The following is a 15,427-nucleotide window of genomic DNA, read 5'->3' as shown; positions in this document are numbered from 1 at the left end:
ACCTGTTGCGGGTGCCGCGGTTGCGACATGTCGTCTCTACGACAAGGGGAGCTGGGTTGGCCCTTTGGGGAATCGCGGCCGGAACGATCTGCGCGTAACGGCTGATTGGGCCCCGGATGGGGCCCTGGGGCCCATGCCCCGGATGGTGTCTTCGTGGTCGGATCAGTGGAGTGGCTGAACTGCCGCTGAATATGGACCGGTTGGGGGACCCGACGTGGCTGGCGCAGGGGGATTCACAGTTCCGGGTGGTGCAGGTGCAGGCGTCGTGCCTGCCGGTGGCAGGCAGTCGCTGCCGTGGCCGCTGTACGCGGTTCTGTTCCTTGTGCGGGCGCTGTTCGTGGTCACGGCAGTCGGCGGCATCGGCGTTCTGACGCTGGCGTCGTCGGTCGATGCTGTCGACGGCCAGCTGCTCGGGCTGCTGCTGTACGCGGCGTTGCCGGGCGTGGTCGGGTTCGTACTGTCGCTGTATGTGCGCACCGGTGGCCTCTGGGTCTGGCGCGGGCTCCTCGCCGTACACCTGTGGTTCGTCCTCGGCGCGCTGGCGACTCTCGGGGGATCCGGCAGCGGGCGGGGTGTCACGCAGCTGGTGATACCCGTCGCCGTGGTGGTCCTGTTGTTCCGGGCCGGTTCGCGCGCCTGGTTCGGGCTTCGGCTCGAACAGCGCGTGGAGCGACGGCCGTTCAGCGTCTCGCGGATGATCAAGTGGCGCCGGGACGGTGGCCAGGCCGCGGCCGAGTACGTGGGTCTGGTGCTGGTCGTCGTGGCGATCGTCATCGGTCTGGTGGCGCTCGGGATCGGCGGGCAGGTGGCCGGTGGGTTCCGGAGCGCGATCTGCGAGGTGACCGGAAGTGCGTGCCCCGCCCCCGACGGCGGTGACGTCGTGGCCGGTGACGGGGGAGAGGCCGGCGGGGCGGACACCGGCGGCGGTACGGATTCCGGCGGGGCGACCGTGACCGGCGGGAGTGACGCGGGGGGCTCGGCGACGACCGGCGGATCGGATGCGGGTGGGCCTGGCTCCGGCGGTACGGGCGGTGGGCCGACCACTTCCGGTGGGTCCGGCGCATCAGGTGGGTCGGGAGAGGCATCCGGTTCCGGCGGGTCATCCGGTGACGACAGTGTCATCCAGGTCGACGAAGGCGGCGACGACGTGGACGCCTCCGAGGGGGCGGACGGCGGCGATCCGGGCGAGGACGAGGGCGACGACGGCGGCGGGGACGACGACGGCGAGAGCTGCACGTCAGGCTTCGGAGCGTTCCTGTCCTGTGCCGGGCATCAGACGGGCGGCTTCTTCAAGGGGCTGGTCGGTGACGGCTTCTGGGGCGATGTCACTGGCACGTTCGACACGATCCTGCACCCCATCAAGGCGTGGGAGGGCATCAAGGAGTACGGCGAGGGCCTCGGCGACCAGTGGGTCGAGGACTCGAAGGACGCATCCGACAAGTGGTCCAAGGGCGACTACCTGGGGGCGGTCTGGGACTGGACCAAGGCGTCCGGCAGTACCGGGCTGACGGTCCTGGACGACGTGTTCATCGGCGACGAAGTCCGTGACATGTGGAAGGACGGCAACGAGGGCCAGGCCATCGGTACCGGCCTGTGGAACATCGGATCGCTCTTCATCCCTGGTTACGGCGAAGCCAAGCTGATCGGCAAGTTCGGAAAGCTGGGCAAGCTCGGGAAGCTCGGCAAGCTGGGCGAATTCACCCAGAAGGCCACGGAGGCCGCAGGCAAGGCCAAGAAGGCTGCCAAGAAGGGAGACGTCGACGGTGCGCAAGCGGCCGCCGACGAAGCCCAGAAGCACGCGGACGACGCGGCGGACGAGGCAGGGCTCACCGGCTGCACGGTCGGCCTCGGTGGCCACCTGCGCGTCCCGTACGACGGCGTCGGCGGGGGTGGCGGTGCGGGCCTGGGGGTGGCCGGCTCAGGCACGGGCACGCTGGCGGCGGCGCCTGCGAGCGTGCCGGTCGGGCTGCTGGCCAAGAAGTGCGACGAGGTCGACCCCGAGAAGAAGGCCGCGGCCGAGGAGGCGCAGAAGCAGGCCGACGAGGCGAAGAAGGCCGCCGCCGCGGCCAAGCGGAAGGCAGGCCTGGAGCGGGCCCAGAATCAGCCGAAGCCCGCCTGGTACAAGGACCTCAAGAACCCGCGGGCCGGCACCAAGGACGGCAGTGACGGCAAGTGGACGTCGGTCAAGCCCGGTAACTGGAGCTACCAGAGCGAAATGGGCGCCCGGTACCAGGAGCAGATCTCCATGGTGGGCCGCGGCAAGGAGTACCGGGTCGAGCTCGACAAACTGACCGGCAAACCGGTCGACTTCGACGGCTGGGACTCGAGTCGCGGCACCTATTTGGAAGCCAAGTACGGCTATCGCGGACCGGATTACTACAATGCGGAGACCGGTCGGCTCACCTCCGATATCGCCGACCGATGGGCCACTCAGGCAGCCCGGCAAGTCGATGCTGCTCGTGGGAAGCCGGTCGAATGGCACCTGTCCGATCCAGAAGTCGCCGAGGCGGCGGAGATCATGTTCGAGGAGAGGGGTATCAACGTTACGGTGATCAAGACTCCGGCGGATGTCATCGGCTGAACCTCGAGCCCTGAATGCAGAATACTGATCGCTGAGCAAGGGCGCTGAAAATGCGGCGCCGAAGCCTGAGGAGAGTCTTGTGCTGGATGTCGGTGTCAACGGTCTTTGGGGTAAACGGGAAGAGAGCCCGCAGGAGATCGCCGAACGATGGTTTGCCACTCTCGCGGGGCTCAAGCGTATTGATGTCGCGAGTTTCCACGATTGGCACGAGGCGGGTAAGGACCTACCGTCCGATCCCCTGCTGATTCCTTCGGTTCCAGCGCTGACCGAGTACATCGAGCGGAAGAACACCGGGCCGGATCTTGACGTGGTCGGTTACACGACGTCTCTGTGGGCGCGCAATAGCGGTATGCCGCACGTGAGCTCAGCAATTCACGCAGGTGGTTCCTCCCCGTACGTCACCAACTCGGTCGCGATTTCGCTTGTCTCACGCACAGTGGACGAAACTGCGGATGTGATCCGGCGTGCCCCTGAGATTCTGCACGTCATCGCGGAGGCATGGGACGTCGATGGCGGGCAGGTGTACAACAGGTCCCAGTTCCGGGCTGTGTCGAGTCACTTCTCCCTGAAGAATTCCGATCCCCGTTGCGGGAGGGCCGTCTATCTCTCCACCCGGCGTGCGGAAATCGCGCCCGAGGGGCTGCCGGGGACGTACACCCGTACCTCGGCAGGTGGACTGATCATCGACCTCACGCGGGGCGGCACCGAGTCCCCGTCGGACGAGACGATCATCGAGGCCAACGAGACGCTGCGGGCCGCCGGTGCGCTGGAAGCGCTGCCCGTCCCGTTCGACCGGGCGACGTTCTGACAGGCGGATCGGAGGAGAGGGCCACGTGGTGAGAGACCCCCTGGAGTTCAAGGCCGCAGTGGACCGGTGCGTCGTGGCGGTCGAGGCCCTGCGGACGGGCCCGTACACCCCTCCCTGGACGGGATGCGCGGACCCTGGGCACTCAACCTCCGGCGAGGATTTCGCCGTGGTCGTCCTGCGGGTCAGCCAGGACTTCTACGAACCCGAGGACGACGGCTCGATCCGGGACGCGACGCGCGACGCGTTCGAGACCGAGCTCTGGGGTGTGGTGCTCGCGCTGGAGAAGCGCTGGGGGCCGTACCGCACCGTGTCGGCCATGCCGGTGTATGTGCAGCGGGACCAGGAGGGCCGGGTCCTGCCACCGCTCTTCGAGACGCTCTGGGAGCTCGGGTTCGATGACCTGCAGGTCTGGGAAGCGGACGCGCGCAGGATCGCGGTCGGCATCGGCCAGGCGAACCGGGAGGAGCCGTTTGTGCTCTTCGCCGCGGTGACCGGGTCGGCCGGAGGATTCGACCTCACCGACTGAGCTCGGAGGGCACACGGTCACCGCGCACAACACCGCCGCGAACCCTGCGATCAGCCCCAGCACGGTTGCGAACAGTCGTCTCACCTAACCGCAGACGCGGGACTTCGTGTCCGTGGCCGCCACCGACCGGGCGTGTACGAATAGGGGGCCGACTTCCGTCGTCGGCTGAATCGCGCACGTGAGGGACAGGAGGCTGAGGTGGCCGAGACGATGGTGGCCGAGGTGATGGCCGAGCTGGCCGCGCTCGAGGACCCGAAGGCACGCGCGGTGAACGAGAAACACGGTGACGATCACGGTGTGAATCTCAGCAAGCTGCGCGCGCTCGCGAAGCGGCTGAAGACGCAGCAGGAACTCGCGTGCCGGCTCTGGGAGACGGATGACACCGCGGCGAGACTGCTGGCGATCCTGATCTGCCGCCCGAAGGCGTTCGAGCGTGACGAGCTGGACGGCATGGTGCGCGAGGCGCGCACGCCCAAGGTGCACGACTGGCTCGTGAACTACGTGGTGAAGAAGAACCCGCACTCCGAAGAGCTGCGCGTGGCCTGGTCCGCCGATCCGGATCCAGTGGTCGCGAGTGCCGGCTGGGCGCTGACCACCGAACGCGTGGCGAAGAAGCCCGAGGGCCTCGACCTCGCAGGACTGCTCGATGTCATCGGGGCGGAGATGAAAGACGCCCCGGATCGCCTGCAGTGGGCGATGAACCACTGCCTGGCTCAGATCGGGATCGAGCACGCCGAGCACCGTACCCGTGCAATCTGCATCGGTGAGCGCCTGGAGGTGCTCAAGGACTACCCGACCTCCCCGGGCTGCACGTCTCCGTTCGCGCCCATCTGGATCACCGAGATGGTGCGCCGACAGCACGATACGTAGGAAGGTTCGCGCTCACGCTCGTGCCGCTGCTCGGTGTGGTCGGCTGCGTGTTCCGCGGAGTGTGCGTTGCGGCAAACGCAACGCACACTCCGCGAAGGCGGCGTTCGGGGCGGGTGCCGGTCCGCCCCCCTGGACTGGCTGCCTAGAACTTGCTGATCTCCCAGAAGCGGAAGACGGTCGAGGCGTCCAGGGTCCACTGCAGGCCGGAGATGTTCTCGTACGCCACCGCGTACTGCTTGCCCTGCCACAGAGGCAGGATCGGCAGGTCCTCGGCCACGTCCTCCTGGAGCTCGTCGAAGGCACGCTCGGTGGCGCCCCGTTCGGCCAGGGCGGCGGTGGCGGGGATGATCCGGCCGGTGATGTCGTCGTTCACATAGCCGTTCTGCAGGACGTTGTCCGTGCCGAAGAACGGCTGGGTGAAGTTGTCCGGGTCGGGGTAGTCCGGGACCCAGCCCTTCACGTAGACGCCGAGCTCGCCGGCCGCGATCCGCGTCTCGTACTCCTCGAAGGGCAGCGACGTGACCTTCGCGTCGAACAGTCCGCTTGCGTTGAGCTGCTTGGCGATCGCACGGAACGCGTTGTCGGTGGAGGGGCCGTAGCGGCTCGGCGTGGACCACAGCGTGAGCTTCACCTTGCCGGTGATGTGCGCGGCACGCAGCGCCTGCTCGGCCTTGTCCGGCTGCGGGCTCCCGCCGTACATGTCGAAGAACGCGGTGTTGTGGGCCGTGATGCCGGCCGGGACGATCGAGTACAGCGGGGTGGCCGTGGAGTGGTAGACCTCGCTGACGAGGGCGTCACGATCCACCAGGTACGCGATGGCCTTGCGCACGGGGAGCTGTCCGACCACCGGGTCCTTCATGTTGAAGACCAGGTGCTGCACCTCGGCGCTGGTTCCTTCGACGACGTCGATGCCCTTGTCTGCCGCGGCGGAGGACTCCTCCAGCTGGGCGATGTCCTGCGCGGCCAGACCGCGATAGGCGACATCGACATCGCCGTTCTGCAGCGCGGACGCCAGCTTCTTCTGGTCGCCCCGGAAGAAGTTGAGGGTGATGCCCGAGTTCTTCACCTGCGCTGTGCCCCGGTAGCCGGAGTTGACCGAGAAGACGGCCTTCGACTTGTCGAGGGACTTCAGCTCGTACGGCCCCGACCCGATGGCCTGGCCGTCCGTGCGCAGGCTGTCCGCCGGATACGTGCGGTGGTCCACGATGGAGCCGGCGCCCGAGGCGATCTTGCTGGGGAAGGTGGCGTCGGGAACCGTGAGCTGGAAGACGACCGTCCGCGCGTCCGGAGCGGTGATCTCCGCGATCGTGGAGAGCAGCGGCGCGGGGCCGGCGGGGTCGTTGATCCTGATCGCCCGGTCGAAGGAGAACTTGACGTCCTTGGAGGTGAGGCTGTCGCCGTTGCTGAAGGTCAGGCCGTCGCGGAGCGTGCACCGGTAGGTCCTGTTGCCGTTCTCGAACGCGCAGGACTTCGCCGCTTCCGGCTGCGGTGTCGAGCTCCCCCGGGGAAAGCTGATCAGGGACTGGAAGACATTGTTGAACAGCAGCCAGGATCCCGGGTCGTAGCCCGAGGCCGGATCCGAGGCCAGAACGTCGTCCGACATGCCCACGACGATGGAGTCGTCGGACTCGGAGGCGTCTCCTCCGGTCTGGAGGCCGCAACTGCTCAGCAGAGCCACCGCGAGACCGGCCCCTATGGGAGTGCGTGTCCACCGCTTGCGTACGTTCACAGAACTGCCCCGTTGCTTTCAGTCGGCCGATGCGAGGGGCTCCCGCACGGCCGCCGGCCCCCTCCGGACGCGGGAGAGGCTCCGCGAAACCGGACAAGGGAGACGAGCATCCATCCGCCGATCATAGAGGCGGGGTGGCGGCCTCTCCTGGGGCTCCCGGCAGCCGGTGCGGTACGTGGGGTGGGATATGCCCGTACATCACCAAACATTGCCGCCGGGGTGGTGGATGACACACGAGCCAGGCGTCGTTTCCGGTCCACGGTTGAGGGGGAGCAGCGGGAACGGCCGCCGTCGGTCCACGTCAGTCGTCCTCTTCCGGCTCTTCCGGGGTGTACGGCGGAATGGTCCAGCGCAGTACGGTCTCGCCTGCCCGGGGTTCGAGCGTGGCGGGATAGACCTGGCCGGCGACCCGCTCGCCGTTGTGGCGCATGGAGTGGTCACCGGGATCCCAGCCGAGGCCGAGCACCGGGCAGCCGCCGACGTCGATCAGTCCGGCCAGCAGCGGATGGTTCCAGCCCGCCCGGTTGAACAGGTGGAAGTCGCTGTGGGCGTCGACCGCGACCATCAGCCCCTTGCCGGGGCCCTCGCGCGTCCAGGTCTCCAGTCGTTCGCCCATCGCCTCGGCCTCGGCCAGGGGGAGGTCCAGCCAGCCGCGCGGCCCGTGTCCGGCGTGCTGCGGAATCCGTTCGCCGCCGAAGAGGGCGTGTACGTCGTCCCCGTACCGGCCCCAGTACGTGACGTCCGCCAGGCCGTCGGTGGAGTCGCCGTCCAGGCCGACGAAGCCGTCCAGGGCACGCGCGTCCCCGAGCACCATGCCGCACCGGTCCACCGGCAGGTCGCCCAGTCGTACGGAGGCGCCGCCGGGCCAGGGGAGGCCGAGGCCGACCTCCAGTACCGCGACGGTCGGTTCGCCGTCGAACGGTGATTCCGACGTCCGGGCCCGTACCGGCAGCGGTCGGTCGGCGGCGGCGGGAACGGCGATCGCCTCGCACATCCAGGCCGTCGGCTCGCCGGCGCCGCCGGGGCCGTACAGATGACCGCCGCCGGCCGCCGCGGCTTCCCCGGCCCGCTCGGACAGCGGCGGTCCCACCTGCGGCCAGTAGTCGATCCAGCCCGCCATCCCCAGTACGAGGACTCCGGAGGGGGCGGTGACAGTGCCCAGATCCACATCGGCATCGGTATCGGTCATCCGCAGATTGAACAGGTACGGAACCGAATGGATCAAGGGCAGGTTCAGCGTGCGGACTGCTCCACGGCTGTCGCGACGTCGTCGAGGTCCTTCGTCACCGCCTTGGCCACCGCCTTGGCGCCGAGACCGCCGAGGAGCTTGGAGAGAAGGCCGGCGAATCCGCCGGGCGGGGTGGCGGAGAACGTCATGCGGACGGTGGTGATACCCGGCCCGCCGTCGGACAGGGCGAACTCCGAGACGTAGTGCGCGCCGTGTGAATCGGCCTCGGCCACGTAGCGGGTGGACGGCTCGCACACCGTGATGCGCATTTCCTCGGTCGCCTCCTTGCCGAACATCCGGCGAGTCTCGGTCCAGCGGGTACCCACGGCGAATGGTCCCTCCGTGAGGACCTCGACCGCGTCCACGCCGCTGAGTACCGACGGCATGCCCTGGAGATCGGTGAGCGCTTCCCAGACCTTGTCGGCGGGGGCGGCGATCCGTCGCTCGACGACGACTTTCGGATCACTCATGGTGGCGCCTCCAGGTGCGTGCGGTGCGTGCGGTGCGTGCGGGAGCAGGGGGAGCTGCGACATCCATCGTGCACGGTGCCGTCGGCGTCCGCGGCAGGCCACGCGGCGGTCCGCCGGGCATAGCCACTTTCCTCTAGGTACCTACTATGCCGCCGGTGTTAGCTTCAGCGAGTCGCAGCGGGCCGGACCGGCCCCGGCGATGTTCCTGTCCGTGCGGGCGGGGTCAACTCAAGCCAATATCGCGGGAGTTACGCATGATCGTCGTCACGGGAGCAACGGGAAACGTCGGCCGCCCGCTGGTGCAGGCACTCGCGGCAGCCGGTGAACAGGTGACGGCGGTGTCCCGGGGAATCACCGCCGCCGACGTCCCGGAGGGCGTCCGGCCCGTCCGGGCGGACCTGGCCGATCCCGAGAGCCTGCGGCCGGTGTTCGAAGGTGCCGATGCGCTGTTCTTCCACGACACCGGAGCCGGTGCGCACCTGGTGGATCCGCAGGCCGTCCTCGATGCCGCGAAGGCAGGGGGAGTGCGACGGGTCGTTCTCCTCTCCTCCATCGGCGTTGCCAGCCGAGCGGATTCGGACTCGCACGGCGGTACGGGCCTGGCCCTGGACCGCGCGGTCCGGCAGTCGGGGATGGACTGGACGGTCCTGCGGGCCGGCGGTTTCGCCTCCAACGCGTACGCCTGGGCCGAGTCGGTCCGTACGCGGCGGACCGTCGCCGCACCGTTCGCCGACATCGGCCTGCCGGTCGTCGACCCGGCCGACATCGCCGAGGTCGCCGCCGCGGCCCTGCGCGAGGACGGTCACGCCGGGCAGGTCCACGAGCTGACGGGGCCGGCCCTCACGACGCCGCGCCAGCAGGCCGACGCGCTCGGCGAGGCACTGGGCGAGCCGGTCCGGTTCACCGAACTGACCCGGGACGAGGCCCGCGCGCACATGCTCGCGTTCATGCCTGAGCCCGTCGTCGAGACCACCCTGACCATCCTCGGCGAACCCAACGCGGCCGAGCTCCGCATCAGCCCCGCAGTCGAGCAGATCCTCGGCCGCCCGCCCCACACCTTCGAGGACTGGGCCCGGCGCCACATCGCCGCCTTCGCATAGGACCGGTATGCCGGAATACGGCGTACCGCGGTCGCCATCCAGACAATCAGCACCGTGAAGGCGCGGTGGGATTTCTGTGGACGCCCCTTTGCGGTGCGGGCGAGGCGGAGTGGGTGACCCGGTGCTTCATCGGTCCCCCACAGTCCGTTTCGCGCCTGCTGCAAACAGCACACCCCGTGATTCCGGGTGACCCACCGGTAGCGGCGGCCGGATCCGCGAGCATCACTCAGTACAGACCTCTCTTCAGCGTGCGCCGATCCGTGCGCCGATCCGTGCGCCGATCGACGCGCGGCGCGCTCCTCGCGCTCTCCGCCACCGCCGCGCTCACCGCGTCCTCGACCAGCACCTGCACGTCGAAGAAGGGCTCCACGGCGCTCACTCTGAGCATCGCGGGTACGCCGGTCACGGTGCCGGACACCCCGAACCACACGCTCGACCTCGGGATCGGTGTGAAGGCCGTCGTCAACGAACAGACGGAGACCGCTGACGGGCTCACGGTCAACGCACTCCATGTGACCGGCCTCGGCGGGATCGACGTGGTGATCGGCTCCAGCACCAGCGCCGCGCACAACTGCGTCTGATCCTGCTGCGCGCAGGGCCCCAGGATCCGGTGGTTGGGTCCTGGGGCCCAAGACGGTGGGGCCCGTGACCGTTAGCGTCGGCGCCGTAGGGGAACAGAGCCCGCCCCGGCGCTCCCCCATGGCGCCGGGCCGGACGTCCCCACCACGCACCGCGATGGGGATCAAGGTGTACCCATGTGGTCATAATCGGCCGCATGCCCGACAACCAGACCGCCACCCGGTCACCCGCCCCGGCGGAGCCACCCCGCCGCCGCGAGCTCCGGCACCGCGCCGCCGTGGCGCTCACCGCCGCCGCCCCCGCACTGGGGGTCTACGCGGCCGTCCGGGTCATCGGGCTCCTCGTCTTCTGGGCCTGGGCCTCCCTCGCCGGTAAGGACGCCCTCCATCTGCTCAGCGGGCGCTGGGACTCCGTCTGGTACCAGCGGATCGCCGAGGACGGATACCGCTACTCCGTCACGCTTCCCGATGGCAGCGTCCACTCCGACCTGGCCTTCTTCCCCCTCCTGCCCGCCCTGGAACGCGGCATCGCCGACGTGACCCCGCTCACCGTCGGCGGCGCGGGACTGCTCGTCGCCTGGTTCGCCGGGCTGCTCGCCGCCTGGGGGATCTTCGCGGTCGGCGCGCGGCTGCACGGCCGCCGGACGGGGGTGGTGCTGGCTGCGCTGTGGGGGGTCTACCCGACGGCGTTCGTGCAGTCGATGGCGTACACCGAGACCCTGTTCACCGCCCTGGCGGCCTGGGCCCTGTATGCGGTGCTCACCGGGCGCTGGATCGTGGCGGGCGCTCTGTGCGTACTGGCCGGGCTGACGCGCCCCTCGGCTGCCGCGCTCGTCGCCGCGCTGGCGATCACCGCAGCGGTCACCCTCGTGAAGGAGTACCGGGCGGGCGACCGGGAAGGCCTGCTGCGCCGGCATGTCCGCATGCTGCTCGGGGTCGTCATCGCACCGCTGGGCTGGCTGGCGTACGTGGTGTTCGTCGCCGTACGCCAGGACAGCCCCTTCGCGTACTTCGAGGTCCAGGCGCAGTGGGGAAACAGCATCGACGGCGGCCGGGCCCTCGCCGCGTTCATCCTGGGACTGCCGCTGCCCGCCGCGCTCGGGCTGTGCGCGGCGCTGGGGCTGCTGGGGTGGCTGGTGTACCTGTGTGTACGCCAGCGGCAGCCGCTCCCCGTACTCGTCTACGGCATCGCGATCGTCGTCATCTCGCTGATCGGCTCCGGCTACTTCGGGTCCAGGCCGCGCCTGATGATGCCCGCGTTCCCGCTGCTCCTGCCGCCTGCCGTGGCGCTGCTCCGGCTACGGACGACGGCACGCACCGCCGGAGTCCTCGCGGCGCTCGCCCTCGCCTCCGCCGCGTACGGGGCGTGGACCCTGCTGGGCTCGGGCCCGCCCTGATCGGGTTTCGCGGCCTTCGGCCGCACTAGCGGACCGTCGCCGACGCCGTTATCCGTACGCGCGTGCCCGGCCGCAGCCCCCACTGGGCCATCGCTCCGGCCTCGGACTCCACGACATGACGGGCGCGCAGCCGGGGCAGACCGAGGCGGCCGGGCTTCATCGTGTGGACCGCGAGGACGTTGAAGTGCCGGTCCAGGTACGCGACATCGATCGTGAACCGCATCCGGAACGTGTGCACGCTCGCGCACGGCGTGATCAACAGCGCCCCGTCGACACCGTCCTGACCGAGCAGGCCGCGCGTCCGCGCCCGGTAGGAGGCCGCGATCCGCAGCGGTACCTCCCGGGTCTCCGCGTCCGTGCCGCTCGTGCCATCCGTGCCGCCCGTGCCGACCGTGAGTGTTCCGCTGCCGTTGCGCCATTTCCCCATGGGCACCGACCGTAGTCCCCGACGCCCGCCGCTGGGTCCGGAACGCCGCGCAATGGGTCCCAGGGCCCAAGACCCGTACCGCACACCCGGATTAAGGTCGCCGGTGTGGACGCCACACTCATCGCAGTCGCCGCTCTCTGGGGCGTCGCCACGGGACTGCTGGTCCCGCGTGCCGCGTACCGGTTCTCCGTCGAGCCGGACGAGGACTGGCGCGACGCCTGCCCCGCCGGGCACCCGCTCACCGGACCGGCCCGCGGCTGGCTCGGATCGACGCGGTGCGCGAGCTGCGCCGTGGCCGTCCCCTCCCTTCCCGGGCCTATGGCCCACGAGGGCGCCGACGCCGGAGCAGCAGCGCCGGAACCCGAGCATCAACCGGAAGCCGCGCCGCTACCAGCGCCGGAACCCGCGCCCGCCGCATCCCGGTACGCCCCCGCCGTCCTCCCGCCCGTGGTCACCGTGCTCGCCTGTACGGCCCTGGCCGCGGCCACCGGGGCCCGGCCCGAGCTCGTCGTCTGGCTGCTGCTCACTCCCGTGGCCGTACTCCTCGCCGTCATCGACCGCCGGGTCCACCGGCTGCCCGACCGGCTGACGCTGCCGCTGGCCGGCGCGGCCGCGCTGCTCCTCGGTACGGTGTCCCTCGCTCCCGAACACACCGGGTCCTGGGCCTCCGCCCTGCTCGGCGGGCTCACGCTGGGCGGCTTCTACTTCCTGCTCTTCCTGATCAACCCGAACGGCATGGGCTTCGGGGACGTGAAGCTCGCCCTGTCCCTCGGGGTGGCGCTCGGCTGGTACGGCTGGGCGGTGCTGTTCGCCGGAGGGTTCGCGGGCTTCCTGCTCGGCGCGGTGTACGGGCTGGGCCTGATGCTCATGCGAAGGGCGGGGCGCAAGACGGGCATCCCCTTCGGGCCGTTCATGATCGCGGGGGCGCTCCTCGGCGTACTGTTCGGCGCCCTGGCCGCCTGAGACACGGGCCCCGCGCCACGGAATGCGGTCGCGCCCGGCGCGGCCCAGCTGAAACGATCGCCCCATGCCCGATTCATCGATCCCGGACACCGCGTCGTCCGACGAGCGCTTCGAAGCACTCGTCGCCGAAGCCGCAGCCGTCTCCGTCGACGGCTGGGACTTCTCCTGGCTCGACGGCCGGGCCACCGAACAGCGCCCCTCCTGGGGCTACGCGCGCGCCATGGCGGACCGGATGGGCCGCGCCCGCTGCGCCCTCGATATCCAGACCGGCGGCGGCGAGGTCCTCGCCTCCGTACCGAAGCTGGCACCGCTGACCGCGGCCACCGAGTCCTGGCCCCCGAACATCGCCCGCGCCACCGCGCTCCTGCACCCGCTCGGCGCCGTCGTCGTCGTGGACGAGGACCGGCCGCCGCTGCCGTTCGGCGACGCGGCCTTCGACCTGGTGGTCAGCCGGCACCCGGTGACCACGTGGTGGGAGGAGATCACCCGGGTGCTCGCCCCCGGAGGCACGTACTTCTCGCAACAGGTCGGCCCGGCGAGCGTCTTCGAGCTCGTCGAGTTCTTCCTCGGCCCGCAGCCGCCCGAGGTACGCGGCGCACGCGACGGGGAGCAGGCCCGCGCCGACGCCGTCGCCGCCGGCCTCGATGTGGTCGATCTGCGGCCGGAGCGGCTGCGGACCGAGTTCTTCGACATCGGCGCCGTCGTCTATTTCCTGCGCAAGGTCATCTGGATGGTCCCGGGCTTCACGGTCGAGGCGTACCGTCCGCAACTGAAGGCGTTGCACCGGAGGATCGAGAACGAGGGGCCGTTCGTCGCGCACACCACCCGGTTCCTGATCGAGGCCCGCAAACCGGCGTGACGCCTGGCAGCGGCGGCTCAACGGGCGTGCATAACACGGCACTTGAAGGGCGAGGGGTAGTGCAACGCCTTCGCCCATTCCACCGTCCTACCGGTGGGCAGGACGAACCGGTGGGGCGAGCGCACGGTGAGGGAGCTGGTCATGACGGTGGGAAGGGACGAGCCAGGCGAGGACATCCGCCAACCCGTGGGCCGGCCGCGCGGCGGTGACTCCGACTGGCTGAAAGGCGCCTGGATCACCGCCGTCCACGGTCTCTTCTACCGCCCGGAGGGGATCACGGGTGAGCCCGAGGCCATCGAATTCGTCCTGTCCGGAGGCGAGTCGGTGTTGCTGACCTGCGCCTCCGACTGGACCTTGCGGATAACGCCCGGCGGCTGGCCGGAGCTCCCCGACTGGTGCGTACCGGCGGGGCAGTGGCAGTTCTCCCCGCTGGCCAACCTGCCCGTACCGCCGTACGGCGGGGCCTGGACGGTCACCGGCACGGAGGAGCTGCGCGACGAGAAGGGGGAGGTGCGCGAGGCGGTCATCCGGTGCGAGGACGGCGACTTCGTGGTCGTCGCCGGGGACACGATGGCGATCCGCTTCGTCCGCCCCTGACGGTGCCGTCCCTGACGGTGTCGTCCCTGACAGTGCCGCCCTCACCGGGACGCCAGGCCCTAGGCGTGCGGCCCCACCGTCACCGTCCCGACGGTCAGCTCCGCCGTCCCCTCCAGCACCTCGGCCACGCGTTCCACCTGATCCTCCAGTTCCCTCAGCTGTACGGCGGTGAGCGGCGCCAGCGGTTCCACCGTCACCGCGATCCGGCGGCCCGAGCGGCGCTGGTGCCAGACCCCGGCGACCGTGCCGTCCACCAGCAGGACCGGGTAGTTGCCCGCCTGCCCGCCCGCGAGGGCGCGTTCACTCGCGAGGCCCGGGTAGAGCCGCTCGCGTGGCTGTGAGGCGATGGCGAACGCGTCGAAGTACGGGAGCAGGCGTACGCCCCGGGCGGGCGCGGCCGGGAAGCCGGTGTCGCCCGCCGCCACCCAGGCCGGTGCGCCCTCGTACGTCACCTCCTCGATCGTCCCCGTCGCGGCCAGGTCGGCGAACAGCCGGTTCGCCCAGCCGCCGGCCGTGGCGAGCCACCTCGCGAAGTGGGCCGGGGTCGCGGGGCCGTACGCGCGCAGATAGCGCCCGACGAGTGCGGCCACCGCCTCCGGTCCGGGGAGCGGGGTGGCGCCGGGGTTGGTGTAGGTGGCCTTGCGGCCCCGGTTCGGGCCGTAACACAGCACGCCCCGGTGGCCGGCCAGATGCATCACCTGGCGCCAGCGCGGCCACATCCCCTGGAAGGCGGGCATCACCGGGTCACCTGCCCACGGCCCGGTGCGGGCGATGACGGCGTCCGACAGCTCGTCGATGGTCAGCTCGGCGCCGGTGAGGGCGTCGGCCACGGCCGCGAGCACCTCCTCGGTCTGACCGGGTGTCATCCGGGCATCCGTGGCGGGCTGACTGGAACCGGTGGGCAGAGCGGACAGCGCCCCGGTCCAGAGCGGGAGCTCGGTGGCGGGCAGCAGATGAACGGTGCCGCGCGGACCGAACGTCTTCACCAGCGTCCGGTCCGTCCACAGGGCCTCGCGTACGGCGGTACGGGTGGCCCCGGGCAGGCGCAGCGCGACGGACAGCTCAGCCGCCGACAGCACCTGGGCGTGCGCCCCGAGCATCGCGCCGACCACGTCGGCCGGGGTGCGGCCTTCGGAAGCGGAGGAAGAGGCGGCGGAGGAGGCGGCGACGGACAGTCCCTGGCGGTCGATCCGGCGGGCGTTCGCCTCGGGCCAGGTCACGGTCACGGTGCGGGCTCGTGTCGTCATGCGCTGAATCTAGGACGCCTAGAGGTCAGAAGCTGTCCTCTATACCG

General features: G+C 70.3%; 15 protein-coding genes. 10 read left to right on the top strand and 5 right to left on the bottom strand.

What is annotated here, in order from left to right:
* The first annotated feature begins 265 nt into the window (after positions 1 to 265).
* The 4 genes from ACFT7S_RS23125 to ACFT7S_RS23110 all read left to right on the top strand — a co-directional run bounded on the left by ACFT7S_RS23125 (position 266) and on the right by ACFT7S_RS23110 (position 4,785).
* Entirely contained in the window at positions 266 to 2,581 is a 2,316-nt protein-coding gene (locus tag ACFT7S_RS23125; RefSeq protein WP_382734837.1) for a Tox-REase-5 domain-containing protein, read from the top strand.
* A 79-nt stretch (positions 2,582 to 2,660) separates the two neighbouring features.
* Complete coding sequence (locus ACFT7S_RS23120) at positions 2,661 to 3,389, top strand: Imm52 family immunity protein (protein ID WP_382734835.1); 729 nt, start codon at positions 2,661 to 2,663, stop codon at positions 3,387 to 3,389.
* Between the two features lie 25 nt (positions 3,390 to 3,414).
* Positions 3,415 to 3,915 (top strand): hypothetical protein, encoded by a 501-nt coding sequence (locus ACFT7S_RS23115; protein ID WP_382734833.1) that lies wholly within the window; start codon positions 3,415 to 3,417, stop codon positions 3,913 to 3,915.
* 210 nt (positions 3,916 to 4,125) lie between these two features.
* Entirely contained in the window at positions 4,126 to 4,785 is a 660-nt protein-coding gene (locus ACFT7S_RS23110; RefSeq protein WP_382735027.1) for a DNA alkylation repair protein, read from the top strand.
* Between the two features lie 142 nt (positions 4,786 to 4,927).
* Here the strand turns inward: ACFT7S_RS23110 and ACFT7S_RS23105 are convergent, their stop codons facing one another.
* The 3 genes from ACFT7S_RS23105 to ACFT7S_RS23095 form a co-directional block, all read right to left on the bottom strand.
* A complete protein-coding gene (locus ACFT7S_RS23105; protein ID WP_382734831.1) occupies positions 4,928 to 6,514 on the bottom strand; it encodes an ABC transporter substrate-binding protein in 1,587 nt (528 codons plus the stop codon).
* 301 nt (positions 6,515 to 6,815) lie between these two features.
* Positions 6,816 to 7,703, bottom strand: a complete 888-nt coding sequence (locus ACFT7S_RS23100; RefSeq protein ID WP_382734829.1) for a hypothetical protein — start codon at positions 7,701 to 7,703, stop codon at positions 6,816 to 6,818.
* A 44-nt stretch (positions 7,704 to 7,747) separates the two neighbouring features.
* Positions 7,748 to 8,212, bottom strand: coding sequence for an SRPBCC family protein (locus tag ACFT7S_RS23095; protein ID WP_382734827.1), 465 nt, complete (start codon positions 8,210 to 8,212; stop codon positions 7,748 to 7,750).
* A gap of 254 nt (positions 8,213 to 8,466) precedes the next feature.
* On the opposite strand from ACFT7S_RS23095, the gene ACFT7S_RS23090 reads away from it, so the two are divergent.
* From ACFT7S_RS23090 to ACFT7S_RS23080, 3 genes are all read left to right on the top strand, one after another.
* Positions 8,467 to 9,312, top strand: a complete 846-nt coding sequence (locus ACFT7S_RS23090) for an NAD(P)H-binding protein (protein ID WP_382734825.1) — start codon at positions 8,467 to 8,469, stop codon at positions 9,310 to 9,312.
* A gap of 260 nt (positions 9,313 to 9,572) precedes the next feature.
* A complete protein-coding gene (locus ACFT7S_RS23085) occupies positions 9,573 to 9,893 on the top strand; it encodes a choice-of-anchor P family protein (protein WP_382734823.1) in 321 nt (106 codons plus the stop codon).
* 194 nt (positions 9,894 to 10,087) lie between these two features.
* The gene (locus ACFT7S_RS23080; protein WP_382734821.1) at positions 10,088 to 11,287 is read left to right on the top strand and encodes a hypothetical protein; all 1,200 of its coding nucleotides are present in this window, start codon (positions 10,088 to 10,090) and stop codon (positions 11,285 to 11,287) included.
* 25 nt (positions 11,288 to 11,312) lie between these two features.
* On the opposite strand, the gene ACFT7S_RS23075 is transcribed toward ACFT7S_RS23080, so the two are convergent.
* Positions 11,313 to 11,714: a DUF192 domain-containing protein gene (locus tag ACFT7S_RS23075; protein ID WP_382734819.1), complete on the bottom strand. Its 402-nt coding sequence runs from the start codon at positions 11,712 to 11,714 to the stop codon at positions 11,313 to 11,315.
* Between the two features lie 105 nt (positions 11,715 to 11,819).
* Between ACFT7S_RS23075 and ACFT7S_RS23070 the strand changes: the two genes are divergently transcribed.
* The 3 genes from ACFT7S_RS23070 to ACFT7S_RS23060 all read left to right on the top strand — a co-directional run bounded on the left by ACFT7S_RS23070 (position 11,820) and on the right by ACFT7S_RS23060 (position 14,133).
* Complete coding sequence (locus ACFT7S_RS23070; RefSeq protein WP_382734817.1) at positions 11,820 to 12,677, top strand: prepilin peptidase; 858 nt, start codon at positions 11,820 to 11,822, stop codon at positions 12,675 to 12,677.
* 64 nt (positions 12,678 to 12,741) lie between these two features.
* Positions 12,742 to 13,536: a methyltransferase domain-containing protein gene (locus ACFT7S_RS23065; protein WP_382734815.1), complete on the top strand. Its 795-nt coding sequence runs from the start codon at positions 12,742 to 12,744 to the stop codon at positions 13,534 to 13,536.
* A 141-nt stretch (positions 13,537 to 13,677) separates the two neighbouring features.
* Entirely contained in the window at positions 13,678 to 14,133 is a 456-nt protein-coding gene (locus ACFT7S_RS23060) for a hypothetical protein (RefSeq protein WP_382734813.1), read from the top strand.
* Between the two features lie 59 nt (positions 14,134 to 14,192).
* Here ACFT7S_RS23060 and ACFT7S_RS23055 read toward each other — a convergent pair whose 3' ends face one another.
* Positions 14,193 to 15,380, bottom strand: coding sequence for a winged helix DNA-binding domain-containing protein (locus ACFT7S_RS23055; RefSeq protein WP_382734811.1), 1,188 nt, complete (start codon positions 15,378 to 15,380; stop codon positions 14,193 to 14,195).
* Positions 15,381 to 15,427 lie beyond the last annotated feature (47 nt).

Source organism: Streptomyces sp. NPDC057136, from assembly GCF_042670885.1.
Lineage (GTDB): Bacteria > Actinomycetota > Actinomycetes > Streptomycetales > Streptomycetaceae > Streptomyces.
The sequence above is the reverse complement of the archived record's forward strand: the minus strand, read 5'-3'. Positions and strand labels throughout refer to the sequence as shown.